The organism is Branchiibius sp. NY16-3462-2, from assembly GCF_001594145.1.
Lineage (GTDB): Bacteria > Actinomycetota > Actinomycetes > Actinomycetales > Dermatophilaceae > Branchiibius.
Genome location: NZ_LVCF01000042.1, coordinates 113644 through 139092 on the forward strand (window position 1 = coordinate 113644; position 25449 = coordinate 139092).

Annotated in this window: 27 protein-coding genes; 16 read left to right on the forward strand and 11 right to left on the reverse strand. The window is 65.5% G+C overall.

The features are described 5' to 3' along the window. Positions 1-3: 3 nt before the first annotated feature. Genes AZH51_RS15440 through AZH51_RS15450 form a run of 3 tightly spaced genes read right to left on the reverse strand, consistent with a single transcriptional unit; the run spans position 4 to position 1258 of the window. Complete coding sequence (locus tag AZH51_RS15440; protein ID WP_291525740.1) at positions 4-429, reverse strand: hypothetical protein; 426 nt, start codon at positions 427-429, stop codon at positions 4-6. A gap of 19 nt (positions 430-448) precedes the next feature. Then, the gene (locus AZH51_RS15445; RefSeq protein ID WP_291525741.1) at positions 449-853 is read right to left on the reverse strand and encodes a VOC family protein; all 405 of its coding nucleotides are present in this window, start codon (positions 851-853) and stop codon (positions 449-451) included. An 18-nt stretch (positions 854-871) separates the two neighbouring features. Beyond that, positions 872-1258 carry a helix-turn-helix transcriptional regulator gene (locus AZH51_RS15450; protein ID WP_291525855.1) on the reverse strand — a complete coding sequence of 129 codons (387 nt, stop codon included), beginning with the start codon at positions 1256-1258 and terminating at the stop codon, positions 872-874. A gap of 146 nt (positions 1259-1404) precedes the next feature. On the opposite strand from AZH51_RS15450, the gene AZH51_RS15455 reads away from it, so the two are divergent. After that, a complete protein-coding gene (locus AZH51_RS15455) occupies positions 1405-2736 on the forward strand; it encodes an APC family permease (RefSeq protein ID WP_291525742.1) in 1332 nt (443 codons plus the stop codon). A 12-nt stretch (positions 2737-2748) separates the two neighbouring features. Next, positions 2749-3969: a hypothetical protein gene (locus AZH51_RS15460; protein WP_291525743.1), complete on the forward strand. Its 1221-nt coding sequence runs from the start codon at positions 2749-2751 to the stop codon at positions 3967-3969. An 18-nt stretch (positions 3970-3987) separates the two neighbouring features. On the opposite strand, the gene AZH51_RS15465 is transcribed toward AZH51_RS15460, so the two are convergent. Genes AZH51_RS15465 through AZH51_RS15475 form a run of 3 tightly spaced genes read right to left on the reverse strand, consistent with a single transcriptional unit; the run spans position 3988 to position 5140 of the window. Next, entirely contained in the window at positions 3988-4377 is a 390-nt protein-coding gene (locus AZH51_RS15465) for a type II toxin-antitoxin system VapC family toxin (protein WP_291525744.1), read from the reverse strand. Beyond that, positions 4374-4610 (reverse strand): hypothetical protein, encoded by a 237-nt coding sequence (locus AZH51_RS15470; protein ID WP_291525745.1) that lies wholly within the window; start codon positions 4608-4610, stop codon positions 4374-4376. The genes AZH51_RS15465 and AZH51_RS15470 overlap by 4 nt, the downstream gene beginning before the upstream one ends. A 59-nt stretch (positions 4611-4669) precedes the next feature. Next, a complete protein-coding gene (locus AZH51_RS15475) occupies positions 4670-5140 on the reverse strand; it encodes an NUDIX hydrolase (RefSeq protein ID WP_291525746.1) in 471 nt (156 codons plus the stop codon). 286 nt (positions 5141-5426) lie between these two features. Here AZH51_RS15475 and dnaK point away from each other — a divergent pair, with 286 nt between their 5' ends. Genes dnaK through AZH51_RS15495 form a run of 4 tightly spaced genes read left to right on the forward strand, consistent with a single transcriptional unit; the run spans position 5427 to position 9422 of the window. Beyond that, a complete protein-coding gene (dnaK, locus tag AZH51_RS15480; protein WP_291525747.1) occupies positions 5427-7310 on the forward strand; it encodes a molecular chaperone DnaK in 1884 nt (627 codons plus the stop codon). After that, positions 7307-7924 (forward strand): nucleotide exchange factor GrpE, encoded by a 618-nt coding sequence (locus AZH51_RS15485; RefSeq protein WP_291525748.1) that lies wholly within the window; start codon positions 7307-7309, stop codon positions 7922-7924. Before dnaK ends, AZH51_RS15485 begins: the two co-directional genes overlap by 4 nt. A 44-nt stretch (positions 7925-7968) precedes the next feature. Next, the gene (locus tag AZH51_RS15490) at positions 7969-9000 is read left to right on the forward strand and encodes a DnaJ C-terminal domain-containing protein (RefSeq protein ID WP_291525749.1); all 1032 of its coding nucleotides are present in this window, start codon (positions 7969-7971) and stop codon (positions 8998-9000) included. Next, entirely contained in the window at positions 8997-9422 is a 426-nt protein-coding gene (locus AZH51_RS15495) for a helix-turn-helix transcriptional regulator (RefSeq protein WP_291525750.1), read from the forward strand. The genes AZH51_RS15490 and AZH51_RS15495 overlap by 4 nt, the downstream gene beginning before the upstream one ends. On the opposite strand, the gene AZH51_RS15500 is transcribed toward AZH51_RS15495, so the two are convergent. Then, positions 9419-9883, reverse strand: coding sequence for an SRPBCC family protein (locus tag AZH51_RS15500; protein ID WP_291525751.1), 465 nt, complete (start codon positions 9881-9883; stop codon positions 9419-9421). The genes AZH51_RS15495 and AZH51_RS15500 overlap by 4 nt on opposite strands. 78 nt (positions 9884-9961) lie before the next feature. On the opposite strand from AZH51_RS15500, the gene AZH51_RS15505 reads away from it, so the two are divergent. Beyond that, entirely contained in the window at positions 9962-10816 is an 855-nt protein-coding gene (locus AZH51_RS15505; RefSeq protein ID WP_291525752.1) for a M15 family metallopeptidase, read from the forward strand. Here AZH51_RS15505 and AZH51_RS15510 read toward each other — a convergent pair. Next, positions 10810-11637, reverse strand: a complete 828-nt coding sequence (locus tag AZH51_RS15510) for an SGNH/GDSL hydrolase family protein (protein WP_291525753.1) — start codon at positions 11635-11637, stop codon at positions 10810-10812. The genes AZH51_RS15505 and AZH51_RS15510 overlap by 7 nt on opposite strands. A gap of 258 nt (positions 11638-11895) precedes the next feature. On the opposite strand from AZH51_RS15510, the gene AZH51_RS15515 reads away from it, so the two are divergent. The 4 genes from AZH51_RS15515 to AZH51_RS15530 all read left to right on the forward strand — a co-directional run bounded on the left by AZH51_RS15515 (position 11896) and on the right by AZH51_RS15530 (position 14987). Further along, positions 11896-12792 carry a pentapeptide repeat-containing protein gene (locus AZH51_RS15515; protein WP_291525754.1) on the forward strand — a complete coding sequence of 299 codons (897 nt, stop codon included), beginning with the start codon at positions 11896-11898 and terminating at the stop codon, positions 12790-12792. 886 nt (positions 12793-13678) lie between these two features. Next, on the forward strand, positions 13679-13912 hold the full coding sequence (locus tag AZH51_RS15520) for a hypothetical protein (RefSeq protein WP_291525755.1): 234 nt from the start codon (positions 13679-13681) through the stop codon (positions 13910-13912). Between the two features lie 71 nt (positions 13913-13983). Then, on the forward strand, positions 13984-14247 hold the full coding sequence (locus AZH51_RS15525; RefSeq protein WP_291525756.1) for a hypothetical protein: 264 nt from the start codon (positions 13984-13986) through the stop codon (positions 14245-14247). Continuing rightward, positions 14244-14987 carry a sulfite exporter TauE/SafE family protein gene (locus tag AZH51_RS15530; protein WP_291525757.1) on the forward strand — a complete coding sequence of 248 codons (744 nt, stop codon included), beginning with the start codon at positions 14244-14246 and terminating at the stop codon, positions 14985-14987. Before AZH51_RS15525 ends, AZH51_RS15530 begins: the two co-directional genes overlap by 4 nt. 6 nt (positions 14988-14993) lie before the next feature. Here AZH51_RS15530 and AZH51_RS15535 read toward each other — a convergent pair whose 3' ends face one another. Next, positions 14994-15395, reverse strand: coding sequence for a PPOX class F420-dependent oxidoreductase (locus tag AZH51_RS15535; protein ID WP_291525758.1), 402 nt, complete (start codon positions 15393-15395; stop codon positions 14994-14996). A gap of 207 nt (positions 15396-15602) precedes the next feature. Between AZH51_RS15535 and clpB the strand changes: the two genes are divergently transcribed. Further along, a complete protein-coding gene (gene clpB, locus AZH51_RS15540; RefSeq protein ID WP_291525759.1) occupies positions 15603-18194 on the forward strand; it encodes an ATP-dependent chaperone ClpB in 2592 nt (863 codons plus the stop codon). Positions 18195-18299: 105 nt separating this feature from the next. Here the strand turns inward: clpB and AZH51_RS15545 are convergent, their stop codons facing one another. Next, positions 18300-19136, reverse strand: a complete 837-nt coding sequence (locus tag AZH51_RS15545) for an alpha/beta hydrolase (RefSeq protein WP_291525760.1) — start codon at positions 19134-19136, stop codon at positions 18300-18302. Between the two features lie 60 nt (positions 19137-19196). Between AZH51_RS15545 and AZH51_RS15550 the strand changes: the two genes are divergently transcribed. From AZH51_RS15550 to AZH51_RS15560, 3 genes are read left to right on the forward strand one after another with little or no spacing between them, the layout of a single operon-like run. Beyond that, positions 19197-19886: an LppX_LprAFG lipoprotein gene (locus tag AZH51_RS15550; RefSeq protein ID WP_291525761.1), complete on the forward strand. Its 690-nt coding sequence runs from the start codon at positions 19197-19199 to the stop codon at positions 19884-19886. A 38-nt stretch (positions 19887-19924) separates the two neighbouring features. Further along, positions 19925-20623, forward strand: coding sequence for an LppX_LprAFG lipoprotein (locus AZH51_RS15555; protein WP_291525762.1), 699 nt, complete (start codon positions 19925-19927; stop codon positions 20621-20623). Then, positions 20571-22286, forward strand: coding sequence for an MFS transporter (locus AZH51_RS15560; protein WP_291525763.1), 1716 nt, complete (start codon positions 20571-20573; stop codon positions 22284-22286). The genes AZH51_RS15555 and AZH51_RS15560 overlap by 53 nt, the downstream gene beginning before the upstream one ends. 106 nt (positions 22287-22392) lie before the next feature. Here AZH51_RS15560 and AZH51_RS15565 read toward each other — a convergent pair whose 3' ends face one another. Continuing rightward, complete coding sequence (locus tag AZH51_RS15565; protein ID WP_291525764.1) at positions 22393-23817, reverse strand: NAD(P)/FAD-dependent oxidoreductase; 1425 nt, start codon at positions 23815-23817, stop codon at positions 22393-22395. An 85-nt stretch (positions 23818-23902) separates the two neighbouring features. Here AZH51_RS15565 and AZH51_RS15570 point away from each other — a divergent pair, with 85 nt between their 5' ends. After that, positions 23903-25435 carry an AMP-binding protein gene (locus tag AZH51_RS15570; protein WP_291525765.1) on the forward strand — a complete coding sequence of 511 codons (1533 nt, stop codon included), beginning with the start codon at positions 23903-23905 and terminating at the stop codon, positions 25433-25435. The last annotated feature ends 14 nt before the right edge of the window (positions 25436-25449 follow it).

The following is a 25449-nucleotide window of genomic DNA, read 5'->3' on the forward strand; positions in this document are numbered from 1 at the left end:
ACGTTACGACACGGCCTTCTTGATCAGAGCGGTCAGTGTCTTCTCGACGGCCGGTGTCCACTTGAGCAGCGCGTACGTCGTGGGCCACAAGTCGCCGTCATCGAGAGTGGCCGCGTCTTCGAAACCCACTGTGGCGTAACGGGTCTTGAACTTCGCAGCGTCCTTGAAGAAGAGCACGATCTTGCCGTCGGCGTTGGTGTAGGCGGGCATGCCGTACCACGTCTTGCAGTCCAGGTCGGGCGCGACCGTGGTGACCAGCACGTGTAGCCGCTCGGCCAGTGCCTTGTCGTCCGGTGCCAACTCGGCGATCTTGTCGAGCACCTGTTGGAGGCCATCGGCCTTCTTGGTGCCCTTCCTGCCTTCCGCGCGCAACTCCTCTGCGCGTTCCTTCATCGCCGCGCGTTCGGCGGCGCTGAATCCGTCACTCATCAGTCGATCCCTCTCGTGGTCAGGCCTGTTGGATGCGCAGCAGGTTGCCGGCGGGGTCACGCACGGCGGCATCGCGCACACCCCAGAACTGATCGGTCGGCTCCTGCACGACCTCAGCACCGGTGGCCGCGGCGAGCCGGTCGAAGAGTTCGGCCAGGTCGTCGGTGCGGAACTGCACCGGGCTCAACTCACCCTTGGCCAGCAACGTCGCCAGGGCCTCGCCATCCTCCTTCGACCGCCCGGCCTGCGGTTCGGACAGCACGATCTGCAACGTGGGGTCCGCCGGTGAAGCCAGGGTGATCCAGTGGAAGCCGTCGTTCTCCACCTCGTTCTGCACGACGAGGCCGAGTGCGTCGCGATAGAACCCGGTCGCGGCGGCGGTGTCGTCGACGTAGATATGGACGAGGGCGAGGGTGGTTGCCATGACTACGAAACTAGAGGGTCAGCGGGCGGAGCGCTTCTCCGAAACTGCTCGGTTGGGCGGGCGTTTGCGCGGCCGGGTCAGGATGCGCGCCTCGCACGGTGGGACAGTGCGCAGCGCCTCATGATTCGCAGCGCGGTACGCCGACGGGGTCATCCCGACGATCTGGGTGAACTTCGCCGAGAACGAGCCGAGACTCGTGCACCCGACCAGGAAACAGACGTCCGTGACGCTCAACTCACCCTGTCGCAGCAGGGCCTTGGCCCGCTCGATGCGGCGGGTCATCAGATACGAGTAGGGGGTCTCGGCGTACGTCTGGCTAAATCGTCGGCTGAAGTGGGCGGGCGACATCAGGGCCGTGCGCGCCAACGCAGGTACGTCGAGTGGCTGGCTGTACTCGCGATCCATCCGGTCCCGGGCACGCCGGAGCCGTTTCAGTTCGTCGAGATCCACACCCACCCGGCCATTCTGGCCGATCTGATCACGGCGATGGCGACGCGCGGAATGTCGCCCTTTGATTGCGAGTGCGCTGTGCTGTCGGCAGAATCTCGGAAATGACGACTGCGACGCCGGCTGGCGCGAGCGCTCCCAAGAAGGGCGCGATCACGGTTGCGTCGGCAACGGCCATCGGCGTCGGCGGAATGATGGGCGCCGGGCTCTACACCTTGGTGGGCCTGGCGGCGACGACCGCCGGCGTGTGGATCCCGGTGGCTTTCCTGGTCGGTGGTCTGGTGTCGCTGTTCAGCGTGTACTCCTACGCCAAACTCGGCGCCAAGTTCCCCAGTCGCGGTGGCGCTGCTGCATTCCTCATCCGGTGCTTCGGCGACGGTCTGATCGCCGGCGGCTTGAACATCTTCCAGTTCCTCGGCTGGATCATCGCGATGGCCCTCTACGCCGCCGGTTTCGCGGGCTACGCCCGGGACCTGCTGCCGTTCGACACTCCGGACTGGTCGGGCAAGGTGATCGGCGTCGCGCTGGTCGTCGTGTTGGTCGGCGTCAACATGATCGGTTCCAAGCTCGTCGGCCGCTCAGAACTTTTCGTGATCGGCATCGAGTTGGCCATCATCGCCATCTTTGTCGTTGCGTCCTTCTTCAAGGCTGATCCCGACCGCTTCCACCAGGTCGGGGGCGAGGGCGCGCTCGGGATCCTGTTCGCGGCCGGTCTGCTCTACGTCACGTACGAAGGCTTCGGGGTGGTGACCAACTCCGCCGGTGACATGAAGAACCCGGCCAAGGAGTTGCCGCGGGCGATGTACCAGGCGTTGGCCATCGTGATCGTCGTCTACGTCGTGGTGAGTGCACTCATCGTGATGCTGCTGCCGTTGTCCGGGATCGTCGAGAACCAGGGCCACGTCTTCGCCGAAGCCGGTCGGGCGGCCTTGGGCCACGTCGGGTTCGTCGTGATCGGGGCGGCCGCACTGTTGGCCACCGCGTCCGGCGTCAACGCCACCCTCTTCGGCGACGCGAACCTGGCGTACACCGTTGCCAAAGAGGGTGAGATGCCCGAGGACTTCGCCCGTGGGGTCTGGCACAGCGGCACGTGGGGACTGCTGATAGCCGGCGGCCTGACCTGCGCGTTCGTGGTCTTCTTCCCACTGTCCGCAGTGGGGCAGATGGCCAGCCTGGCGTTCCTGATCGTCTACGGCACCGTCAGCCTCGGCCATCTGCGCCTGGCGGACCAGACCGGCGCCAAGCGGCCGCTGCTGTGGCTCGCGGTGCTGTTGAACCTGGCGCTGTTCTGCTTGTTGCTGGGTTACGCCATTCACACCGGACCCGCCAGCACGTGGATCACGTTGCTGGTCGTCCTGGTGTTCAGCTTCGTGGCCGAGTACGTCTACCGTCGCGTCACTGGTCGCCACCTGACGCTGCACCCGCCGCGCTTCTAGCCGGGTTCGCACATGTTGTGGATAGTGCGTGCGGCGCAGGAGTCGATCGTGACGGACCTGGAGCAGGCACGTGTCGCGGCGGACGTCGGCCCGACTAGTGCGACGGGCTGGTCAGCGGTTTGGGCCGATGAGTCAGTCGCGGGCCTACTGCCGATGCCCTGGGTGTCGGTGGCGCACGATTCGTCCCGGCCGGAGGGCCGCCCCGAGGTCATCGTCCGCGATGCCGATGGGATGCGGCACGGGCCGGAGGCTCCGCCAGAAGACGTTGCTGACCAGTTGCTAACCCTCTTCGAGGCACGTGAGGAAGACCGGGCGGGGATCGTCGAGGCGCTCGCGGACAGCGAGGATGCGGATGAACTACTGGACGGACTGTCCGCTCTGGGTCTGCCGTCGATGACCCCTGCCGACCCCGAGACCATGGTCATGGTGATCGCCGGCGCTCCGGTGGAGGCCCGCTTCGGTGCACACAAGGCGGGGCCTGCGTGGCTGGCGTCGCTCGATCCGCAGACGACGCTGGTTCTGCCCGTTGATGATTCGGACGAGGTTGGGGCGGGCGCCCGGCTCCCCCACAGCCAAGAGGTGTTCGTCACGGTGTCCACGGTGGTCGGTGGCCGTCGGCGCCAACTGGTGTTGTGGCGTTCAGCAGATGCAACCGGATTCGAGATCTGGCATAAGGGCGAGCAACTCGGCCGGTGGATCTGGAATCGCGCATGGCGTACGACGATGATGCAGACCTTGGACATCGAACCCCACGTCGTCGAAGCCTTGGCAGCGATCGCTGCAGGACCGGTCGAAGCGGTCGATCTGCGAGTTCTCTTGCGACGCAAGGCTGGAACCGGCACCGAGCTCACCGAGTTGGTTGGTCTACTGGGGTTGCCGCCCGGTGTCGCGGACCTGGCCAATGGCCGGGTGGAGCCGCAGCAGGTGCCCGGCGCGGAGCGCCTCGAGCGGCAGGGCATGGCCCGTTCCATGCGTACGGCGTTGCGCGAGGAGCCGCCGCTCTCGCCGCGCCCCGCTGTGCAGGGGCTGTACCTGCTCTACACCATCGGCACCGTCCTGGCCTGTCTGATCATGGCGTTGGTGTCGCTCACGGGTGTCGTGCGCCTGACCACCGGTGAGAGTGAGGAGTGGTTGTTCCTCGTGTTCTCAATGGGGATGACGCTGCTGCTCGGCTGGACCGCCCGCTATCGGGTACGCCGAGTGCTCGCCGCTCGCCGTACCTCACCTTCCTGACCGGGCCGAGAGGCGTTCTCAGAGAGTGCGGATCCGGACGTCGTGACCGGTGGAACGCGCGAGTCTGCCGTCCCGGGTGACCAGGTGGCAGTCAAGGGCCTCGGCCAGGACGACGTACGCCGCGTCGTACGCGCTGAGGTTCTGGCGTAACTGGAAACTGCGCAGTCTCAATGCCCCGTCACTCGGCCACCGCTGGATCGGTAACTCGGCGTAGTCGGTGAGCGCATCCTCGGCCCGGGCGGGGCTGAGGTGTCCGCCGAGAGTCAGTCCGCGAATCGCGGACACGACCTCAAAGTCGATGAGTTGGGGAGCGTGCAGGTCCTCTGCACTCAGCGTGTGGCGCAGTTCTTCGGTCGCCGGTGCGAGCGTGAGCGCGTCGACCACTGCAGAAGCATCGACGACGATCATCCGGCCGCGCGCTCGGCACGGGCGTTCGAGATGACCTCCGCTGAGGAGACAGCCGACCGCTCACTGCGCGCCGCTGCCCTAGCGAACACCTCGTCGGCAGTAGGGCGTTCGACCTCGCGCTGGATCACTTCGAGTAAGTAGCTGTTGAGCGATTGCCCGCGCGTCGCGGCGCGCGCCTTGAGTTGCTGGCGCGCTTCGTCGGGAACGTTTCGGATCTGCAGCAAAGACGCCATGCATACATTATGCATTGAAGTAAATGCAGGAGCGGCTGCGCCGTGCCTTCAATGACTTGTCAGCGCACTGCGTGGACGGCGATCGGCCACCAGTGGCGCTCATTCAGGTTGGCGTGGACCCCGATCCACTCGCCGGGGACGACCGGTTTCACTGCGTCATCGACTGCGAAGACCGGCACGTAAGCATCGGGTGTGGGATGTGGGTAGTCGGCATCGGGCTCAGGTGCGACGTTGCGCACGTAACCGACGCATCGCACCGCAACGTCTGGTTGGCTGAGCGTCCGTTGCAGCAGTTGACGCAATCCCTCTGTCGCGGTGAGCCGTTCGGCGCCGCTGCCCAGGAAGAGCGTGGGCAGATCGAGCCCTTTTGGCGATGAGACACAGAAGAACGTCTCGCCGCGCAGCAGCAGTAACCGCACGATGATCGCCGGCGACGGAGTCGGGCAGTCCTGGCCAACCCACACCTCCGCGGTGCTTCCACTCGGCAGCCACGATGCCTCAGGGGTCGAAGCCACCAGCACACATGCCACGACGTGAGTGTGTCAGCCCGATGATTCTGAGGACTTCCAGGGTTTTGAGGATGTGAGCGCGCGCGGAGTCCTCAGAAACGTCGTGATCCTCAAAATCGGTGCGGTTGCCGGGGAACAAAGTCACCCTAACCAAAGTTGAGTCTAGTGAACGCAACTTTGCGGAGCAGGGGTTTGACAACTCCGACGAAGCGGGGTTGAGTCGGAAGCAGTCAATCCCGCAAGGTGAGGGGCACGAAAACCGGCTCCTCGGCGTACTGGATATCAACAAACAAAAGGAGCACCACTCATGGCTCGTGCGGTAGGCATCGACCTCGGCACCACCAACTCAGCTGTCGCTGTCCTCGAGGGCAACGACCCCGAAATCATCGCCAACGCCGAGGGCGGCCGCACCACGCCGTCCGTTGTCGCGTTCGCGAAGAACGGCGACGTTCTGGTCGGCGAGATCGCCAAGCGCCAGGCCGTCACCAACGTCGACCGGACCATCCGCTCCGTCAAGCGCCACATGGGCACCGACTGGACCACCGAGATCGACGGCAAGAAGTACACGCCGCAGGAGATCTCGGCCCGCATCCTGATGAAGCTCAAGCGCGACGCGGAGTCCTACCTGGGCGAAGACGTGACGGACGCGGTCATCACCGTGCCGGCGTACTTCGATGACGCCGAGCGTCAGGCCACCAAGGAGGCCGGTGAGATCGCGGGTCTGAACGTCCTGCGCATCATCAACGAGCCGACCGCTGCGGCCCTGGCCTACGGCCTCGACAAGGGCAAGGAAGACGAGCTCATCCTGGTCTTCGACCTCGGTGGTGGCACGTTCGATGTGTCCCTGCTGGAAGTCGGCAAGGACCCCGAGGACGGCTTCGCGACCATCCAGGTGCGGGCGACCAGCGGTGACAACAAGCTGGGTGGTGACGACTGGGACGACCGGATCGTGCAGCACCTCCTGACCACCGTGAAGAACACGACCGGTGTCGACCTGTCCAAGGACAAGATCGCGATGCAGCGTCTGCGCGACGCGGCGGAGCAGGCCAAGAAGGAGCTCTCGTCGAGCACCAGCACCAACATCTCCCTGCAGTACCTCAGCATGGGTGAGAACGGCCCGATCCACCTGGACGAGACGATCACCCGCGCTCAGTTCGAGCAGATGACCAAGGACCTGCTGGACCGCACCAAGGCGCCCTTCAAGCAGGTCATCAAGGACGCCGGCATCAAGGTTGAGGACATCGATCACATTGTGCTCGTGGGTGGTTCGACCCGCATGCCCGCCGTGGCCGAGGTCGTCAAGGAGCTCACCGGTGGCAAGGAAGCCAATAAGGGTGTCAACCCCGACGAGGTCGTCGCGGTCGGCGCGAGCCTGCAGGCCGGTGTGCTGAAGGGTGAGCGCAAGGACGTCCTGCTGATCGACGTGACCCCGCTGAGCCTGGGCATCGAGACCAAGGGTGGCCTGTTCACCAAGCTGATCGAGCGCAACACCGCTATCCCGACGAAGCGTTCGGAGGTCTTCAGCACGGCTGAGGACAACCAGCCGTCGGTGGAGATCCAGGTCTTCCAGGGTGAGCGCGAGATCGCCAAGCTGAACAAGCCGCTGGGCAACTTCGAGCTGACCGGCATCGCTCCGGCTCCTCGTGGCATCCCGCAGATCGAGGTCACCTTCGACATCGACGCCAACGGCATCGTGCACGTGTCCGCCAAGGACCGCGGCACCGGCAAGGAGCAGTCGATGACGATCTCCGGTGGGTCCGCCCTGCCGAAGGAAGACATCGACCGCATGGTCCGCGAGGCCGAGGAGCACGCCGCTGAGGACAAGAAGCGTCGTGAGGAGACCGAGGCCCGCAACACCGCGGAGAACCTGGTCTACTCGACCGAGAAGTTCCTCGCCGACAACGGCGAGAAGGTTCCGGCCGAGACCAAGGACGAGGTCACCAAGGCTGTCGAGGACCTCAAGGCCGCGCTGAAGGACGAGAACACCTCTGCGGAGGACATCTCGGCCAAGACGACTGCCGTCAACGACGCCTCCCAGAAGATGGGTGCCGCGATGTACGCCGCGTCCCAGGCCGAGGCCGAAAGCGCCTCTGCTGGTGGCGAGTCCACCGGTTCGGCGGAAGGTACGCCGAGTGGTGACGACGACGTGGTTGACGCCGAAGTGGTCGAGGACGACGAGGACACCAAGTGACGGACTCCGTCAACAACCCCGAGGCCTCGGACCCTCGCGAGAGCGAGGAGTCCGAGGCCACCGGGCCGGTGGTCCGCGACAAGCGGCGCCTCGACCCGGAGACTGGTGAGGTCCGGCAGCCCGAGCAATCGGCTGCCGACCTGAAAGCGGCCGAAGCTGCCGCATCGACTGACGGACTGCACCCCGACACGCTTCTCGCGCAGGAGCGGCTCGAGGATCTGCAGCGTCTGCAGGCGGAATACGTCAACTACAAGAAGCGCGTGGACCGGGACCGCGACACGCACCGTGAAGCCGGTGCGATCGGGGTGCTGGACTCGATCCTGCCTGTGCTGGACGAGATCCACCTGGCCCGGCAGCACGGTGACCTGGAGGGTTCGCCCTTCGAGAAGATCGCCGACAAGCTCGACGCGGTGCTGACCAAGCACGGACTGGTGCAGTACGGCGCCGTGGGCGACGCGTTCGATCCCACCGTGCACGAGGCCCTGATGCACATCCAGGCCGAGGTGCCGGAGGGGTCCGAGGGCACCACCGTCGTGCAGGTGATCCAACCGGGCTACAAACTCGGAGACCGCGTGCTGCGACCTGCGCGGGTCGCCGTCGCAGATCCGGCGTGATTCTTTGACACACAACAACATTCACACGAAGGGAGGCGTCGGACATGGCTAGTCAGGACTGGTTCGAGAAGGACTTCTACGCCACGCTCGGCGTCCCCAGCGACGCCAGCGAAGCCGACATCAAGAAGGCCTACCGCAAGCTCGCCCGCAAGTACCACCCCGATCAGAATGCGGGGGACGAAGCGGCCGAGCGCAAGTTCAAGGAGATCGGCGAGGCCAACCAGGTCCTGTCCGACCCTGAGCAGCGTCAGCAGTACGACGCGGTGCGGCAGATGGCCCGTGGCGGCCCCCGCTTCACGGCGGGTGGTCCAGGCGGTGGTGCGGGCGCTGGCGGCGCCGGGTTCGAGGACGTCTTCTCCTCGATGTTCGGCGGTGGCGCTGGTGGCGGGCAGAACGTCCGCTTCTCCACCGGCGGTGGCGGCGCCCAGGGCATCAACCTGGAGGACCTGTTCGGCGCCTTCAGCGGCGGACAGCCAGGCGCTGGACAATACGGTGGCGCAGGCGGATTCGGCGGTTATCAGCAACGGCCGCAGCGTGGGGCGGACCTCGAGGCCCGCACCACGATCACCTTCCGGCAGGCCGCTGAAGGCGAGACGCTTTCGCTGCAGACCGGTGATGGCGAGACCATCAAGACCCGGATCCCCGCTGGGGTGAAGGACGGTCAGACCATCCGGTTGCGCGGCAAGGGTCAGCCAGGCCCGGCCGGTGCCGGTGATCTGCTGCTGCAGGTCAGCGTGACACCGCACCCGGTCTTCAGCCGGGACGGCAACAACCTGACCCTGGACCTGCCGGTGACCTTCGCCGAAGCCGCTTTGGGTGCAACGGTTTCCGTGCCCACCCTGGACGGCAAGCACGTCAAGGTCAAGGTTGCTGCGGGAACCCCGTCCGGTCGGGTACTGCGGGTCAAGGGCCGCGGTATCAAGGCCAAGTCCGGCACCGGCGACCTGCTCGCCAAGGTGCAGGTCGTCGTACCGCAACGTCTGACTGACGAAGCCAAGGCCGCCGTCGAGGCACTGGCCAAGCAGGAAGAGGGGGTCAACCCCCGGGCGGAGCTGGAAGCGCAGGCTGCGCGATGAGCTTCACCCCGACGCACGACACCCCGGTCTACGTGATCTCGGTGGCCGCTGAGCTGGCCGGGATGCACGCACAGACGCTGCGGCAGTACGACCGGCTCGGTCTGGTCACCCCTTCCCGCACGCAGGGCGGTGGTCGGCGCTATTCCGCGCGCGACATCGCCCTGCTGCGGGAGATCCAACGGTTGTCCCAGGAGGAAGGCATCAGCCTGGCCGGCATCCAGCGGATCATGGAGCTGGAGCACCAGGTGGAAGCCCTGCAGGACAAGGTCGTTGAACTGGGTGACCGGCTGACGGCGCTGCAGGCCGGCACGCGGATCTTCGCGGCCGGCGCGGACGGCCAGATCGTCGAGCTGCGCCCGGGGGAGCGCCCGTTGCGCCCGTCCCGGAGTACCGCGCTGGTCAGCTGGCAGCCAGGTAACTAGCTGGAGACGGTCTCCGCCAGTTTGGCCAGGGAATCGTCCAACTCATCCTGCGAGATCAGCGGGAAGAGATTCTTGGCCAGCAACTCCTTATCGGTGACCTTGCTCCAGTCGTAGGTCAACGTGACCTCGGTCTGGTCGGGTCCCTGCGCGTCCAGCTCGTAGACCCACTCCCAGCCGGGCGGCTCGTTGCCCGCGGGAGCGGTCTGCCAGGCGATCAACTTGTCCTTGGCGAAACCGTTGATGTGGTTATCGGTCTGGTACTCCCCGCCCATGTGGTCGCCCTCCATGTTCATCGTGAACACGTCGCCGACCTCCTTGACGCGGTCACCGTGCGCGAGGCTGCGTACGAAGCCGGAGGTGTCCAGGTCGACGTGCCGGTGCGGGTTGCTCAGCACGTCGAAGATCTCGGCGGCCGACGCATCGATGGAGCGGCTGGCGCTCAACTTCTTCTCATCACTCATGGCTCCAACCTCGCGTGCTGCCGCCGTCGGAACAACCTCTGATCGGAGGCGACCGGCGGGGTGGCACAATCACATCTCATGACCATTGAGCTGACCCGCCGTGCAACCCTGGCCGGCGGGTTTGCGCTGCTTGGCTGGGCGGCCACTGGATCCGCGCAAGCGGTAGCCGCGCCGAAGGTGACGTGCTACCCGGTCACCTCCTCGCGGGTCGCCGTACTCGTCTCAGGGGTTTCCGGTGCCGTCCGCCTGCAGAACCAGGCAGGGAAGGTGCTCGGCCAGGGCAGCGCCCTTTCCGGCACGGCGATCGTGTCGGCGACCGTGCCCGCCAACGCCATCACTCGGCTGGCTTTGGTGACTTCGACTGGGACAGTGCAGCTTTCGGTGTCAACCACGACTGCGGCGCTGAATGCCTCGCTGTGGCGAGTCGCCAACAAACGCATCGCACTGCCGGCCGGTTTTGCGCCTGCCCTGGTGACCGCGAGCGGCACTTTCCGGTTGCGCCGGGACTGTGCAGCGGCGTACGGCACCCTCCGTCAGGCGGCAGCCCGGGCGGGGCATCCCACCGGTTTCACTAGCGCCTACCGGTCCTACGCGGGCCAGTTGTCGCTCTACAACTCCTACGTACGAACGCTCGGCCGGGCCGGTGCCGATCGGCAGTGCGCCCGTGCCGGTCACTCCGAGCACCAACTAGGACTATCCATCGACCTCAAGGGGTCCGTGGGGACTTCTGCTCTGGCGCAATGGATTTCGGCCAACGCGTGGCGGTACGGCTTCATCGTGCGCTACCCCAGGACGGCGACCGCGGTGACCGGTTTCGAGTGGGAGCCCTGGCACGTGCGGTATGTCGGGGTGCCCCTGGCGACCGATTTCACCCACCGCAGGGCAACCGCGCTCGAGAGCTACGTCGGGCTGCCGGCCGCGCCTACCTACTGACCGGCTGCCCGGCGGATCTCGACAGCGTCGCCGCCGTAACGGCGAGCAAGCCGCTTCATCCCATCGGCCGGGCGGATCAGCTCCGGCCACTTGGGGGTGAGGGTGTCCCCTTCCCGTACGCCGCTGACTCGCCTGCGCAACAACGGCACCACCTCGCTGCGCACCCAGCGCGATTCTTCGCGCAGGGTTTGCCCGATCGGCCGGGATTCGAAGGGTGGGAACTCGGGCAGTTTCAGCGTGTGCGGGATGCCGAGTTCAGCGAGGATCGCAGCCGCCATGTGTTTGTGGCCGGGTCGGGACATGTGGATGCGGTCGAAGCTCCACAGTCGACGATCGGCGAACGTCGACATCCGGTCGTGGTCGATCAGGATCGCGTTCTTGTCGCGGGCGATGTCGCGAACCGTATTGTTATAGAACGCGATTCGTCGTCGCACCGGTTCTAGGATCGGGCCACGGGTGGCGTCGTAGGCGGTGAAGAGGACGAGCTGGGCGTCCGACGCGTGAAGCCGGTCCACAGTCTGTTCGTACAGGTCCATGACCTCGGCCATATTGACCCGCGCGGTCAGGATGTCGTTGCCGCCGGCGTAGAAGCTCAGCACCGTCGGCCGTAGGGCTAGGCCATCCTCGACCTGTTCGTCGACAACTTCGCGCAGGTATTTACTGCGGATGGCGAGGTTCGCGTAACGCCAGCGATCGTCGTACCGGCCCAGTTGTCGTGCCATCCGGTCGGCCCAGCCCCGGACCCCGTTGGGATAGAGCGGGTTCGGGTCACCCACGCCCTCGGTGAAGGAGTCACCGATCGCTACGAACCTCCTGCGCATCGATGGCAGGGTAGGCGCGGTGGGCGAGCACAAGGTGTCTTAGAGGTGGCCGGCGCGCGGCCGGTCGCCGACGTTTGGTGACGCGTGTGAGCAGACCTGCGTCCAGACCCGGAACGGCCCTATCGCCGTTGCTTCACTGAGGCCGTTCCTGTCGGCGTTTCTTGCGTCTATTCGAGGTCAACGATGAGGTCGGTGATGGTGGTGGTGTGGGCGTAACCTCGGACCGGGAAGCTTCGTCCTCACCAAGTAGAGATAAAAATGATCCAGGCACTACGACAGCGCTGGCAAACGCAAGAGGGTATCACGCTCAAGCGACAGGTACGCCGATGGCTGGCCGGGCAATCTTCTCGGCCGCAGGTTCCATTGATTGATGGCAAACTCGACCTGCGCGGAATGCGAATCACTTATAATGAAGTCGCGAGTTCTGCTGGCGAAGTCGGTGTCGTGGACACCGAATGGCAGGGTCTTGATCTTCGGTACTCTGAATTGTCTCACCTCCGATTTTCTCGGGCGAGAATAGTGGATTGTGATCTGAGTGCTGCCCGTTGTGACGATCTAAGGTTCTGGGGTAGCGCCATTCAAGATAGCGACCTCAGGTCCGCGTATATTCGCGATTCTAACCTTGGAGCAATCGAAGTGGTCGGCAATGAAGCCACCACCTGGGAAAAGGTTGATCTCCGACGTTCGAAGATCAAGTCGGCGCACTTCACTCGATCGAATTTGTCTGCTGTTCAATTAAGCGGCGCACATTTAACGGATGTTAGCTTCGTGGCCTGCGACTTCTCCTCCGTAAATTTCGACTGTACTCTTCGCCGAACCCGGTTCGAAATGCTTGATGTTCGCTCACGGGCTATGACGAAGAGCTATCCCTCATTCCACGGGGCTACCTTTGAAGACGTGTTCCTTTCCCTGGGGAGGTATTCAAAAGAAGATTTCGATCCTGGCACGGCTGTCATTATTTCCGAATTTAGTTCGAATTCGGCTGAATTCCTAAATCGGTTAGAGGACGATCAGAGACTTAGTGCTGAGATTTTGCGGGCGATAATACACCAATACGCTGGCAGGTCTTTTCCGCAAGGGGAGGACAAAGTATTTCTGCTCAATGATTCGAAATTCGACGATCAAATAGGCGAGACTCTACCTGAACTGTTGTAACGAGCAGGGGGTTGGCGTGGTTTCATGTAACGGGCACGGTCAGATATCGCTCGCGGAGGTGATCGCGACCGATACCCATGGCGTGATGAGTAGGCGAGGCAACGCAATTTGATGGATGAACTTGATTTCACGCCGACTTTGGGGGATCTAGGATATCGCAAGGTTGGCCGACAGGGTTGGGTCCGGTCATATTCGGAGGTCGAGCATGTCGTCTCTCCGTCCCGCCGAGCGTCCAGGGTCAGATTCCAATGGGGATTGGTTGTCCCTGGGGCAGTGGATCCGGTGTGGGACATTACTTATACACCTGGTGCCGTTGAGGGAAGCGTTATGACGGGGACGGCTGCAGGACTTCGCCACTCAGATGGCGCTCGGTGTACGCCGGAAAGTCTGGTTGCCAATCCTTCTGCCGTCATCAGTCGAGATATTGACAATATGGACAAGTTTATGTCGCAGTTCACTACGCGACGCAGCATCGCTGACTTCCTCATACACGACTTCGATAATTGCGATAGGCGGTATGTCTTTCCGGGGAATGAGACAGCTTGCCTATTAGTGATCGCCGTTCTTCTTCAAATTGATGGAGATGAGCGCGTGCGGCAATTCACGGAAGAGGCATGTTTGAATCTGGCAAAAGTTTCAGGTCCGCTCTCTCGCCATCGTATTGCAGCACTCCGCGGGTAGCGCCGGAGAGCGAAGAGTCGCTTGTGGCGCTAGCTTCTGCGGAGCAACGTGATGCCGAAATGGCGGCGCTTGGCCAGCAGTATGTGCGGCTACAGGCTCGGGGCACCGTTGGAATAATCTGCGAGTTCAGCCGTCGGCGTCGTTGAAGTTTTTCCTTATCTAACGTGGACAGCGCTGAGCCGCCGAAACGGATCAGGTTCTCCCTTTGGGCGCACGAGCCATCCTGGCGGCGTTACTGGTAGGCGCGAGCGGCTATGTGATCTACGGCGTCGTGGGGCTCGCATTCGACGACCATGGAAGCCTGATCCACGCTGTGGTGTTCCTGGCCTTCATCGTCCTCTTCGGACTAACGCTGAAGCTGATCTTCTGGGCCGTGCTCAGCGTGCTGCCGCGGCTATTCCCCGGGCGGTATCAGAAAGGTGAACGAGGGATTGTCTGATGGGCCTGAAGGCAGCCTTGCGCCGGAGCGCCAGTGCAGTAGCCGGCCCTGGAGCCTGGCAGGCTGGGCACATGGCCGAATACCTCCTGGTTTTCCCCGAGCGCGACGACGCGGACGCCGTCGCTGAGGAACTGCGCGATGACGACTTCGCGGAGGTACGAGTCATCCGGGAGGCCCTCGCGGGGGAGGACGACAGCGAGGACCACGACTGGGCGGTGTACGTGCGGGTCGACACCATCGATGACCCGACCAGCGCCGTGGCGAAGGCACTCGTCGAGCGCTTCCAGGCAACCGCTGCGGAGAAGGGTGGCTGGCTGGACCAGCATCTGCGGTGAGTCTGCCGGAGGGTCTACTGCTCCTGACCGCGGGCTTCTTCGCCGGATTGGTCGGCTTCGTTACGGGTTTGGCGTCGCTGGTCTCCTACCCGGCACTGCTCGCGGTGGGTCTGCCGCCGGTCGCGGCCAACGTCACCAACACCGTCGCCCTCGTCGGAGTGGGTGCGGGCGCGCTGGCCAATTCCGGACGCGACGTTTTCAGCTACCACCGGCGCCGCCTGGTCGTATGGGCCATCTGCTCGATCGTCGGCGGCCTGATCGGCGCCGTCATTCTGCTGGTGGCACCGGCCGACTCGTTTGCGGCGATCGTGCCCTTCCTGGTCGCGTTGGCCGCACTGGCGCTGTTGCTCCAACCGCGCATCCGGGCCCTGTCGCGCGGCGGTGATGCGCCGCGCGCTTTCGCCGTCACGCTGCTCGCAGTGTCGGTCTACGGCGGCTACTTCGGTGCGGGTGCCGGGGTGATGTTCCTCGCCGCCATGCTGCTGTTCACCTCCGAATCCATCGTGCTGGCCAGCATCATGAAGAGCTTCCTGCTCGGCCTGTCCAACCTGGTCGCCGCCATCTACTTCGCGATCAGCGGACCCGTGCACTGGCTGCCCGCCCTGGTGATGGGCGCGGGCGCCCTGGTCGGCGGCTACGCCGGGCCACCCGTCGTACGCCGAGTCCCGGCTGATCTGTTGCGCTGGACGATCGCGGCGGCCGGGTTCGGGCTGGCGATCTGGCTGTGGATCTCCCGCTGACCCGCGCTAGGCGGCGGTGATCCGGATGGCGACGCGGGGCGCTTTCGGCTTGCGCCGGACGAACGACGCTACCGACTCGACGGCCATGAACAGGCGGAACTCCAAGCCGTACTTCGCCTTCAGCAACGCCGCGACGTTCTCGACGCTGCCCTGGTCCGTCTCGATCGAGGCGGTGGCTTGAACGGGGACGGCGCCGTCGGCCACCTTGCCCCGCCGCCCGCATTCGACGACCTCGACGCGCGAGGTGTGCCGCAAGCGCTTGAGCTTGGCGGTGCCGCTCGGAGTGAAGACGACCAGCGAGTCGCCGTCGCGAGCCACCCAGACCGGCGTCCCGACGCCCTCACCGTTCTTGCGGTAGGTGGTCAGGAGGATGAAGTGCACGTCGCCGAGGGCCAGCAGGTCGCTCATGGGCCTAGTCAACCAACGCTCGACCACCCGCAGGAACGTGCGCGAGACTGGAGAGGCGATGGCCATAGAAATCCAGAGTTGAGCGGAATAGGCTCAACTTTGAGCAGGTTGAACTTCATAGGACGTACGTCGGCCGGCCTGTCCCTTGGGTAGGCGCGGGCCGCCGTACCAGCACTTAACAGACGCACTTGAAGGAGAACCATCACCGTGGATCTGCAACTGACCACCAAGGCCCAGGAGGCCCTCAGCGGTGCGGTCCAGCACGCGACCGCCGCCGGGAACCCCCAGGTCGAGCCCGTCCACCTGCTGCTCGCACTGGCCGAGCAGACTGACACCACCACCGGTCCGCTGCTTGAAGCGACCGGTACGTCCGCCTCAGCGGTCATCTCCGAAGCCCAGCGGCTGATCGGCCAATTGCCCCGCAGCACAGGCGCTTCCGTTGCCCAGCCGTCGATGACCCGCGAACTGCTCAACGTGCTCGAGCGCGCCCGTCAGGAGATGACGGCGATGGGTGACACGTTCACCTCGACCGATCACCTGCTGCTCGCGCTGGCTCGCACCGGTGGTTACGGCCTGAACGCCGATGCGCTCGCGGCTGCGATCCCGCAGACCCGCGGCGGCGCCAAGGTCACCACGCAGGACCCCGAAGCGGCCTTCGACGCCCTGGAGAAGTACGGCACCGACCTGACGGCTGTCGCCCGCGACGGCAAACTGGACCCGGTCATCGGCCGCGACCAGGAGATCCGTCGTGTCGTGCAGGTGCTGTCCCGCCGCACCAAGAACAACCCGGTCCTGATCGGTGAGCCCGGTGTCGGCAAGACCGCCGTCGTCGAGGGCCTCGCCCAGCGAATCGTGGCCGGCGATGTCCCAGAGTCGTTGCGCGGCAAGCGGTTGATCAGTCTCGACCTCGGTGCGATGGTCGCCGGAGCGAAGTACCGCGGTGAGTTCGAGGAGCGGCTCAAGGCCGTCCTGGAGGAGATCAAGAACTCCGGCGGACAGGTCATCACCTTCATCGACGAGTTGCACACGGTCGTGGGTGCCGGCGCGACCGGTGACAGCGCGATGGACGCGGGCAACATGCTCAAGCCGATGCTGGCCCGCGGCGAGTTGCGCCTCGTCGGTGCGACCACGCTGGACGAGTACCGCGAGCACATCGAGAAGGACCCTGCTCTGGAGCGGCGTTTCCAGCAGATCTACGTCGGCGAACCATCCGTCGAGGACACCATCGCCATCCTGCGTGGTTTGAAGGAGCGCTACGAGGCGCACCACAAGGTCGCCATCGCGGACTCGGCGCTCGTTGCTGCCGCATCCCTGTCGGACCGCTACATCACTGCCCGGCAGTTGCCGGACAAGGCAATCGACCTGATCGACGAAGCCGCCTCGCGGCTGCGGATGGAGATCGACTCCTCCCCGGTCGAGATCGACGAACTGCGTCGTGCGGTCGACCGGTTGATGATGGAGCAGCTGCACCTGGAGAACGAGACCGATGACGCCTCGAAGGCCCGGCTGGCCAAACTGCAGGCCGACCTGGCCGACAAGGAGGAGCAGCTGGCTGCCCTCAACGCGCGGTGGGAGGCCGAGAAGGCCGGTCTGAACAAGGTCGGTGAGCTCAAGGCCCAGATCGACGAATTGCGCACGCAGATGGACAAACTCGAGCGCGACGGTGACTTGGGCGGTGCCTCGAAGATCCGCTTCGGTGACCTCCCGGCGCTGGAGAAGCAACTCGAGGAGGCGCAGGCTGCCGAGGCCAGCGCATCAACTGCGGGTGCTTCCGGCGAAGGCCCGATGGTCAAGGACGAGGTGGGTGCCGACGACATCGCCGACGTCATCTCCTCCTGGACCGGGATCCCCGCCGGGCGTCTGCTCGAGGGTGAGACCGAGAAACTGCTCAAGATGGAAGAGGTCCTGGGTGAGCGACTGATCGGCCAGAAGGCGGCTGTCCAAGCCGTCTCGGACGCCGTACGTCGTTCGCGCGCAGGGGTTTCCGACCCCGACCGGCCGACGGGTAGCTTCCTGTTCCTCGGCCCCACGGGTGTCGGTAAGACCGAGTTGGCGAAGTCGCTTGCGGACTTCCTCTTCGACGACGAGCGGGCCATGGTCCGCATCGATATGTCGGAGTACTCCGAGCGGCACGCGGTCGCGCGGCTCATCGGCTCCCCGCCCGGTTACGTCGGCTACGAAGAGGGCGGTCAGTTGACCGAGGCGGTCCGTCGCCGGCCCTACTCGGTGGTCCTGCTCGACGAGGTCGAGAAGGCGCACCCGGAGACCTTCGACATCCTGCTGCAGGTCCTCGACGACGGTCGCCTGACCGACGGCCAGGGCCGCACGGTCGACTTCCGCAACGTCATCCTGGTGATGACCTCCAACCTGGGCTCGCAGTTCCTGATCGACCCGACGGTGACCCGTGAGGCCCAGCACGAGGGCGTGATGGCTACTGTCCGTGGGACGTTCAAGCCGGAGTTCCTCAACCGGCTCGATGAGATCGTCATCTTCGACCCGCTCAGCAAGGAGGAGCTGGCCTCGATCGTGGATCTGCAGGTCGCTTCCTTCAGCAAGCGGCTCGCCGATCGCCGGATCACGTTGTCGGTCACCGACTCCGCGCGGCAGTGGCTGGCCGACGAGGGCTACGACCCGGCGTACGGTGCCCGGCCCCTGAAGCGGTTGGTGCAGAAGGAGGTTGGCGACCAGCTGGCCAAGGAGCTGCTGGCCGGTGAGGTCCTCGACGGCCAGACCGTCGTGGTCGATCATCCCGAAGGCAGCGACGGCCTGGTGCTGACCCCGGAGCCCGCCCTGGTCTAACCGCCGGATCTGCCCCAACTTTTGGAACGGGATCCACCTGATTGATGCTGGACGCGGTGAATCCCGTTCCAAAAGTGGGTAGTCAGAGGGCCGTGGACGCCGTGACTACGAAGTGAGCGCGGCGACGACCTCGTCGGGTGCTTCGTAGGTCAACATGTGGCCCTTGCCGTCCAACTCCACGAGCGATGCCGAGGGCAGTTTGTCCACGATCCGCTTCGCCAGGACCGGTGGGGTCAACTTGTCCTTGCTGCCCACCAGCACGGTCGTGGGGATGTCCGCGAAGTCCGGCAGCACGGCGTACTCGTCATGCTCGGTGATCGCCTTGATGAACCCGGCCATCACCCCGGTCCGGGTCCGGCGGATGTCGGCCAGCGTGGCGTCGATCGCCGACTGCGGAGCCCCGGGCGCGAACAGCATCGGCACCATCCGGTCGGCGCGCGCCGCCGGTCCCATCCGGAACGGCACGTGCGCCAGCGCCGTCCACACCTGTTTCTCCGCCGGCAACCCCAGCCCGCGCAGACCGCCCGCAGCAGTCGCCACCAGCGCAACGCGACGAACCCGGCCCAGGGAACCACCACCCCCGGCGTACGCCAGGAGCGTCATCCCACCCATCGAGTGGCCACCCAGGATCAGGTCACCGCTCGGCACCGCCTCGGAGATCACGAACTCCAGGTCGGAGCCCAACTGGCGCAACGTCTCGTGGCCGGTGCCGCGCAGGAAGCCGTGGCCGAGTTCGGAGTCGCCGTGCCCGCGTTGGTCATAGGCGACGATCCCGTATGCCGCGGGCAGCCTCTCGATCACGGGGAGCCACGCGCGGTGGCTGAGGCACCAGCCATGGGCGAGCACCACCGTTGGCGCATCACCGGTCGCGGCGCGGGTGAACGCGGCGAGTGTGGCGCCGTCGGCGGCGGTGATCGACATCGGCTGCAAGTCGGTGGGCAACGGTGCTCCAATCCCAGTGGCGTGATCCAGCTCACCCTACCCGCCGGTAAGATCCCGGCCATGCGCCGCCGGACCGTCCTGCTCGGCGCGGTGACGTTGCTGGCCGGATGCAGCTCAGCGAACCCGGCTCCGCGCAGCACCGCCAACCCGACGACGCTGCTCGCGGCGGCCCGCGCCAACCTCAACGCCACCCCCGGCGCGCACATCGACATGATCGGTGCCGACATTCCCAAAGACATCTCGACGGTACTCACGGCGCGTGGTAACGGTGCGCCGACGCCGGCGTGGCAGGGCCGGATCAAACTGCAGACCAAGGGCGTCGAGGTCTTCATCCCGATCGTCGCGATCAAGGACGACGTCTGGGCGACGCTGCCGTGGAACGACCACATGACCAAGATCGACCCGGCGCACTACAAGTCACCCAATCCGGCGATGTACTTCGACAAGGACAAGGGGCTCAGTTCGCTGCTGGCGGTGGTGCGGGAGCCCGCGATCGGTGACAGCCAGCGCAGCGGCGACGCCATCCTGCAGACCGTCACCGGCACGGTCCCGGCCGGCGAGATCCGCCGGGTCCTCGGCGTGGGCGCGAGCAGCGGCAGTTATGACCTAACCTTCGGCATCGACGACGCGAGCCGGTTGATCACCCTGCGCATCCAGGGGCCGCTGTTCAAGGACACGACCTGCCGGTACGACGTGACGTTCAGCAAGTACGGCCAGCAGGTGGATATCCAGCCGCCACAGATCGGGTGAGCAGCATCACAGCTACTCGCGGGTATGGTTGCGGGACCATGCGTCGTAGATCACTGCTCACCAGCGTTGCCCTCCTTGCCACTGTCGGGATCACCGGCTGCACGTCCAGCAGCGGACCCAAGCCCACCGATGCCGCGCAGACGCCCACCCAACTCCTGGCCAAGGCGCGGGACACGATGAACGCCACGAGCGGCGTACACGTCAATATGGTCGGAAAGGACATCCCCAAGAACTCCAACGCGGTCCTGTCCGCCAAGGGCGACGCCACCCCCGCCACCCCGGCCTGGAAGGGCAACGTCAACCTGCAGTTCAACGGCACGGCACTGCAGGTGCCCGTCGTCGCGATCAAGGACGACATGTGGGCCCAGATCTTCGGCAGCGAGCAGAAGATCGACCCGGCCAAGTACAAAGTGCCCAACCCGGCCAGCTTCTTCGACAAGGAGCACGGACTCGGCTCGTTGCTGGGCAAGGTCACGGACGCGAAGTTCGGCGACGAGAAGCGCGTCGGCAAGGTCATCGTCCAGACCGTCAGTGGCAGCATCGCGGCCGCCGAGGTGCACTCGGTCTTCTCGATCGGCCCACAGACCGGCAAGTACGACTTCACCTTCGGTATCGACGAGGGCACCAATCAGCTACTCACGATGATTATCGACGGCCCGTTCTACTTCAACGCGAATGCGAGCTATGACGTCAGTTTCGATTCCTACGGCCAGACCGTCGACATCCAAGCGCCCTAAGGGACTGCTGACGGCGGCGTCGTTCGCCGTCGCGTTGGCCGCGGCCGACACCTACGTCGTCGTCCTCGCGATCACGGACATGATGTCCGGGGTCGGTCTGTCGATCGATGAGTTGCAGAAGGCCACGCCGATCATCTCCGGCTTCCTGCTGGGTTACGTGGCCGTCCTGCCATTGATCGGCCGCCTGTCCGACCTGGTCTCCCGGCAACGAATCCTGTTGTTGTGTTTGGCAATCTTCGTGGTCGGCTCCTGCATCACCGCGCTCGCGACCGACCTGCCGACGCTGATCGGCGGTCGCGTCGTGCAGGGCATCGGCGGTGGCGGGTTGGTGCCAGGCACCCTGGCGCTGGTCGCTGACCTGTGGCCGCGGGGCAAGCGGGGTACGCCGCTGGGCATCGTCGGTGCCGTCCAGGAGTTGGGCTCGGTGCTGGGTCCGCTGCTCGGTGCGCTGATCCTGGTGATCGCTGACTGGCGAATGATCTTCTGGGTCAACGCTGTTCTCGGGGTGGCGCTGGCCATCTCTATCCGCGCGATCGGCGGGCCACAACCGCTCGCGGACAGCACCCGCAAGGTGCCGTTGTGGTGGGGCTGGCTGACGGGCCTGGTGGCGCTGGTTGCCGGCGTGCTGTTCTGGCTGGCGTTGGCCGCGCCCGATGTGCTGGCCCAATCCGTGCAGTGGTGGGGCGCTGCCTTCGTCCCGTACGGCGATCACACGGCTCGGTTGTTCACCCCCATCGGCGTGTGGGCCACGATCGCGATCGTGCTCGCGGTGCTGCTCTCGGCCCGGTACTGGTGGCCGATCCTGCGGCAGGTCGACCTGATCGGCGCGCTGCTGATGGCGGTCTTCCTGGGCTGCATCGTGCTGACCTTCTCCACCACCAATCCGGAGAAGCAGGTCGTCGGCCCGATGGGTCTGTGGCTGCTTCCGGTGGCAGTGATCGCGGCGGTCCTCTTCGTGGTCCGACAGCGGACGGCTGCCGTCCCGTTGATCACCAAGGGGACTGTGGTGGGCCGGGTCATCCCGGCGCTGATTGCGTCCCTGCTCGTGGGCGCCTCGTTGGTCGCGGTCATCGTCGACGTGCCGCTGCTGGCCCGTCTGACCAGTGATGGCGGGGAGACCGAGGCCGCGTTCGTGCTGGTCCGCTTCCTATTCGCAGTCCCGGTCGGCGCGTTGATCGGTGGCTACCTGCTGCGCCGGTTCGGGCCAGCTTTCATCGCCTCGGCTGGACTGGTGCTGGCCGGTCTGGGTCTGATCGTCATGTCCACGTGGGGGTTCGGCTCCTTGGAGTCCTGGGTGTCGTGGCCGGTGCTGATCCTGGTCGGCCTGGGTTTCGGTGCCGCGATCGCCCCGGTGAACGACGCCGCGCTCGCGGACGCCACCGAGGAGGCGCACGGCGTCGTGTCCTCCCTGGTGGTTGTGTGCCGGATGATCGGCATGGTCCTGGGGTTGGCGCTGCTGACCGCGATCGGGCTGCACCGCTTCTACGCGCAGATCGAGTCGATGACCAAGCCGACGGTGCAGCAACTGGCCGAGGCCGGTGTCACGCAGTGTCAGACGGTGTTCTTCGGCGCGGGCGTGCTGGCGTTGATCGCGGCGGGCGTCTGCTGGTTCCTCGGCCGGGAGCGGATCGCGGTGCCGGAGGACGCGACCCCGTTCCTCTGATCCGGGCCCACCGATTCTGAGGACATCGACGTTCCTGAGGATGTGCGCTGCAGGGAGCGTCCTCAGGAACGTCGCGATCCTCAAAAACGTGAACGCATCGTTCGAGTCAGGCGAACTGGAAGTCGACCAGATTGGCCTTGCGGACGCGCCGCTCGTATTCGGCAACCGACGACGGCCAGACCCGGTTGACTGCGTCCGGGCCGAAGGCGCTGCGCTCCATTCGGCGGTCGAGTTCCGTCCGCAGCGCGGGCACGACCTGCGGGCGGACCTGGACGGTGTCGACGTGCCGCCGGTCGGTCTCGTTCAACACCCTCATGATGAGGTCGGTCTGGGCCTCGAACATCGGGATCACGGAGGTCCAGGGCACCTGCGTGTTAGGACCGCCGAGCAGGAACAGGTTGGGTAGGTCGGGCAGAGCGACCCCGAAGTAGGAGGAGACCGGGCCCGCGAACCGCTCGGCCAACCCCGCGCCGTCGGCGGCACGTACGTCGATCAGCCGCAGGGCGCCGTACGTCTCGAATCCGGTCGCCAGGATGATCGCATCGCACGGACACTCCTGACCACCGGCGGTGAGAACCGCTGTCGCAGTGACGGATTCGATGGGAGAGGTCACGAGGGTGACGGTGTCGCGGGCCAACGCCGGCAGGTAGTCGTTGCTGTGGATGACCGTACTCTGCCCGAGGTGATCGGTCGGGCTGAGTGCCGCGCGCAGAGTGGGATCAGGCACGCTGCGCGCCAGGTAGGCGCTGGCCAACTTTTCCTGGGCGCGCAGCAACGAGGGTCGGGTGGTGTAGCCGACCCCGGAGGCTTCGGCGGTGGCGCGCAACTTCAACCGGTGCGCCTTCATCAACCATGGCCGGTGCTCGTAGGCGTTCGCCAACCCGTCGGCGTACCCGGGATCCAGGTGGGGCAGCACCCACGGCGCTTGTTGCTGGAAGACCGTGACAGCCGCAGCGTCGGATACTAACTCGGGGATGAGTTGGCCTGCGGCACAACCGGTTCCGATGACTGCGACGCGCTCACCAACGATGGGCACGGACGGGTCCCAGGAGCTGGTGTGCATCACTGCACCCTCGAAGGACTCCAGGCCGGGTAGGTGCGGCAGGTGCGGATCGCCGTACTGGCCGACGGCAAGGATCAGATGGCGAGCGGTCAGCTGCTCGAACTCACCCTCACTGGTGACGATCGCGCATTCCCACGCCGACCCGGTGAACCGCGCCGCCTGCACCGTGGTGTTGAACCGGATATGCGGCAGGACGCCGTAGTGCTCGGCGCAGAAGGCCAGGTAGTCGTGGATCTCGTCGCCGGGGGCGTGCGCGCGTGACCAGAGCGGATTGGGCTCGAAGGAGTAGGAATACAGGTGAGCGGGGGAATCGGCCGTGACCCCCGGGTAGCGGTTGTCGCGCCAGACGCCGCCGAGGTCGCCCGCCCGCTCCAGCACGGCGTACGAGCGACCCGCCTGCTGCAGGGCGATGGCCATCCCGAGCCCGGCGAACCCGGCTCCGATGACGACAACGTCTACTTCGGCCATAACCCAACGTTAGTTGGCGACCCGCGTGCCGCCGCGACAGTGGCCGGGGCAGAATGATGGTGACCCAACTCACAGGGAGACGATGATGGAGTTTCCGCTCACTGTCCGTGATTTCCTCGACCGCGCCGTGACGGTCTACCCCGACCGTGTCGCGGTCGTTGACGAGCCCGATCAACCGGCGCCCCCGTTCGGCGGCGGGACGCTCACCTACGCCCAGATGGACCAGCTCGCCCGCAACCAGGCGGCCAACCTCGATCGTCTCGGGGTGCCCGTCGGGGGTCGCGTCGCCATCGTGTCGCAGAACAGCGCCCGCATGCTCACCTCGTTCTTCGGCGTCTCCGGGTGGGGTCGTGTGCTGGTCCCGGTGAACTTCCGGTTGTCCGTGGCCGAGGTCGAGTACATCGTCGAGCACAGTGGTGCAGAGGTCGTCATGATTGACCCCGAGCTGGAGCCGATCATCGAAAACATCACGGCCAAGCACGTTTTCGTGCTCGGGCGCGACGACGAGCAGATCTGGGGATCGACTGGTGCCGAGCCCGAGCCGTGGGAGGGCGACGAGCGCGCGACCGCGACCATCAACTACACCTCGGGTACGACGGCCCGCCCCAAGGGCGTGCAACTCACCCACCGCAACAACTGGCTGAACGCCACCGTCTTCGCGCTGCACACCGGAGTCACCGACCGCGACGTCTACCTGCACACGCTGCCGATGTTCCACGCCAACGGCTGGGGGATGCCGTACGCCATCACCGGACTGGGTGGCAAGCACATCGTGCTGCGCAAGGTCGACGGAGCCGAGATCCTGCGCCGCGTCGAGAAGTTCGGCGTGACGCTGATGTGTGCGGCGCCGGCGGTAGTGACCGCTGCGCTGGATGCAGCAAAGGACTGGGACGGTCCGATCCCCGGCCGCGACAAGACCCGCATCGTGGTGGCGGGAGCGCCGCCACCGACCCGGGTCATCGAGCGCGTGCGTGAGGAACTGGGCTGGGAGTTCATCCAGATCTACGGCCTGACCGAGACCGCTCCGCTGCTGACGATGTCCCGGATGCGCGAGGAGTGGGACGACCTGGACGCCAGCGAGCAGGCCCGGAAGTTGGGTCGCGCTGGGGCTCCTGTACTCGGCGTACGGGTCAAGATCGACGCGACCGGCGAGGTGCTCGCGCAGAGCAACCACAACCTCGACGCCTACTGGGATAACCCTGGCGCGACGGGGGAGGCGCAGGCGCAGAACTGGTTCCACACCGGCGACGGCGGCACCTTCGACGACGGCTACCTGACGATCGCGGACCGCAAGAAGGACGTGATCATCTCTGGCGGTGAGAACGTGTCCTCGATCGAGGTGGAGGACGCGATCATCTCCCACCCCGCGGTCCGGGAGGCGGCGGTCATCGGCATTCCGGACGAAAAGTGGGGTGAGTTGGTCACGGCTCTGGTCGTGGTCGAATCCGACATCACCGCAGAGGAACTCATCGCCCACTGCCGGACGCGGCTGGCCGGGTACAAGCTGCCCAAGAAGGTGGAGTTCCGCGACGAGTTGGCGCGTACGGCCACCGGCAAGTTGCAGAAGTTCAAGCTGCGGCAGCCGTACTGGGAGGGTAAGGCGCGTCAGGTGAACTGAGGCTACCTGAGTGC

What these genes read in the sequence shown, in the direction of transcription:
- AZH51_RS15465 (WP_291525744.1), bottom strand. Translation starts at nt 4,377, where the DNA reads ATGATCGTCGTCGATGCTTCTGCAGTGGTCGACGCGCTCACGCTCGCA.
- AZH51_RS15515 (WP_291525754.1), top strand. Translation starts at nt 11,896, where the DNA reads ATGATCCAGGCACTACGACAGCGCTGGCAAACGCAAGAGGGTATCACG.
- AZH51_RS15470 (WP_291525745.1), bottom strand. Translation starts at nt 4,610, where the DNA reads ATGGCGTCTTTGCTGCAGATCCGAAACGTTCCCGACGAAGCGCGCCAG.
- AZH51_RS15560 (WP_291525763.1), top strand. Translation starts at nt 20,571, where the DNA reads ATGACGTCAGTTTCGATTCCTACGGCCAGACCGTCGACATCCAAGCGC.
- AZH51_RS15490 (WP_291525749.1), top strand. Translation starts at nt 7,969, where the DNA reads ATGGCTAGTCAGGACTGGTTCGAGAAGGACTTCTACGCCACGCTCGGC.
- AZH51_RS15450 (WP_291525855.1), bottom strand. Translation starts at nt 1,258, where the DNA reads ATGGATCGCGAGTACAGCCAGCCACTCGACGTACCTGCGTTGGCGCGC.
- AZH51_RS15445 (WP_291525741.1), bottom strand. Translation starts at nt 853, where the DNA reads ATGGCAACCACCCTCGCCCTCGTCCATATCTACGTCGACGACACCGCC.
- AZH51_RS15500 (WP_291525751.1), bottom strand. Translation starts at nt 9,883, where the DNA reads ATGAGTGATGAGAAGAAGTTGAGCGCCAGCCGCTCCATCGATGCGTCG.
- AZH51_RS15535 (WP_291525758.1), bottom strand. Translation starts at nt 15,395, where the DNA reads ATGAGCGACCTGCTGGCCCTCGGCGACGTGCACTTCATCCTCCTGACC.
- AZH51_RS15505 (WP_291525752.1), top strand. Translation starts at nt 9,962, where the DNA reads ATGACCATTGAGCTGACCCGCCGTGCAACCCTGGCCGGCGGGTTTGCG.
- dnaK (WP_291525747.1), top strand. Translation starts at nt 5,427, where the DNA reads ATGGCTCGTGCGGTAGGCATCGACCTCGGCACCACCAACTCAGCTGTC.
- AZH51_RS15460 (WP_291525743.1), top strand. Translation starts at nt 2,749, where the DNA reads ATGTTGTGGATAGTGCGTGCGGCGCAGGAGTCGATCGTGACGGACCTG.
- AZH51_RS15570 (WP_291525765.1), top strand. Translation starts at nt 23,903, where the DNA reads ATGGAGTTTCCGCTCACTGTCCGTGATTTCCTCGACCGCGCCGTGACG.
- AZH51_RS15510 (WP_291525753.1), bottom strand. Translation starts at nt 11,637, where the DNA reads ATGCGCAGGAGGTTCGTAGCGATCGGTGACTCCTTCACCGAGGGCGTG.
- AZH51_RS15440 (WP_291525740.1), bottom strand. Translation starts at nt 429, where the DNA reads ATGAGTGACGGATTCAGCGCCGCCGAACGCGCGGCGATGAAGGAACGC.
- AZH51_RS15550 (WP_291525761.1), top strand. Translation starts at nt 19,197, where the DNA reads ATGCGCCGCCGGACCGTCCTGCTCGGCGCGGTGACGTTGCTGGCCGGA.
- AZH51_RS15555 (WP_291525762.1), top strand. Translation starts at nt 19,925, where the DNA reads ATGCGTCGTAGATCACTGCTCACCAGCGTTGCCCTCCTTGCCACTGTC.
- AZH51_RS15565 (WP_291525764.1), bottom strand. Translation starts at nt 23,817, where the DNA reads ATGGCCGAAGTAGACGTTGTCGTCATCGGAGCCGGGTTCGCCGGGCTC.
- AZH51_RS15495 (WP_291525750.1), top strand. Translation starts at nt 8,997, where the DNA reads ATGAGCTTCACCCCGACGCACGACACCCCGGTCTACGTGATCTCGGTG.
- AZH51_RS15525 (WP_291525756.1), top strand. Translation starts at nt 13,984, where the DNA reads ATGGCCGAATACCTCCTGGTTTTCCCCGAGCGCGACGACGCGGACGCC.
- AZH51_RS15455 (WP_291525742.1), top strand. Translation starts at nt 1,405, where the DNA reads ATGACGACTGCGACGCCGGCTGGCGCGAGCGCTCCCAAGAAGGGCGCG.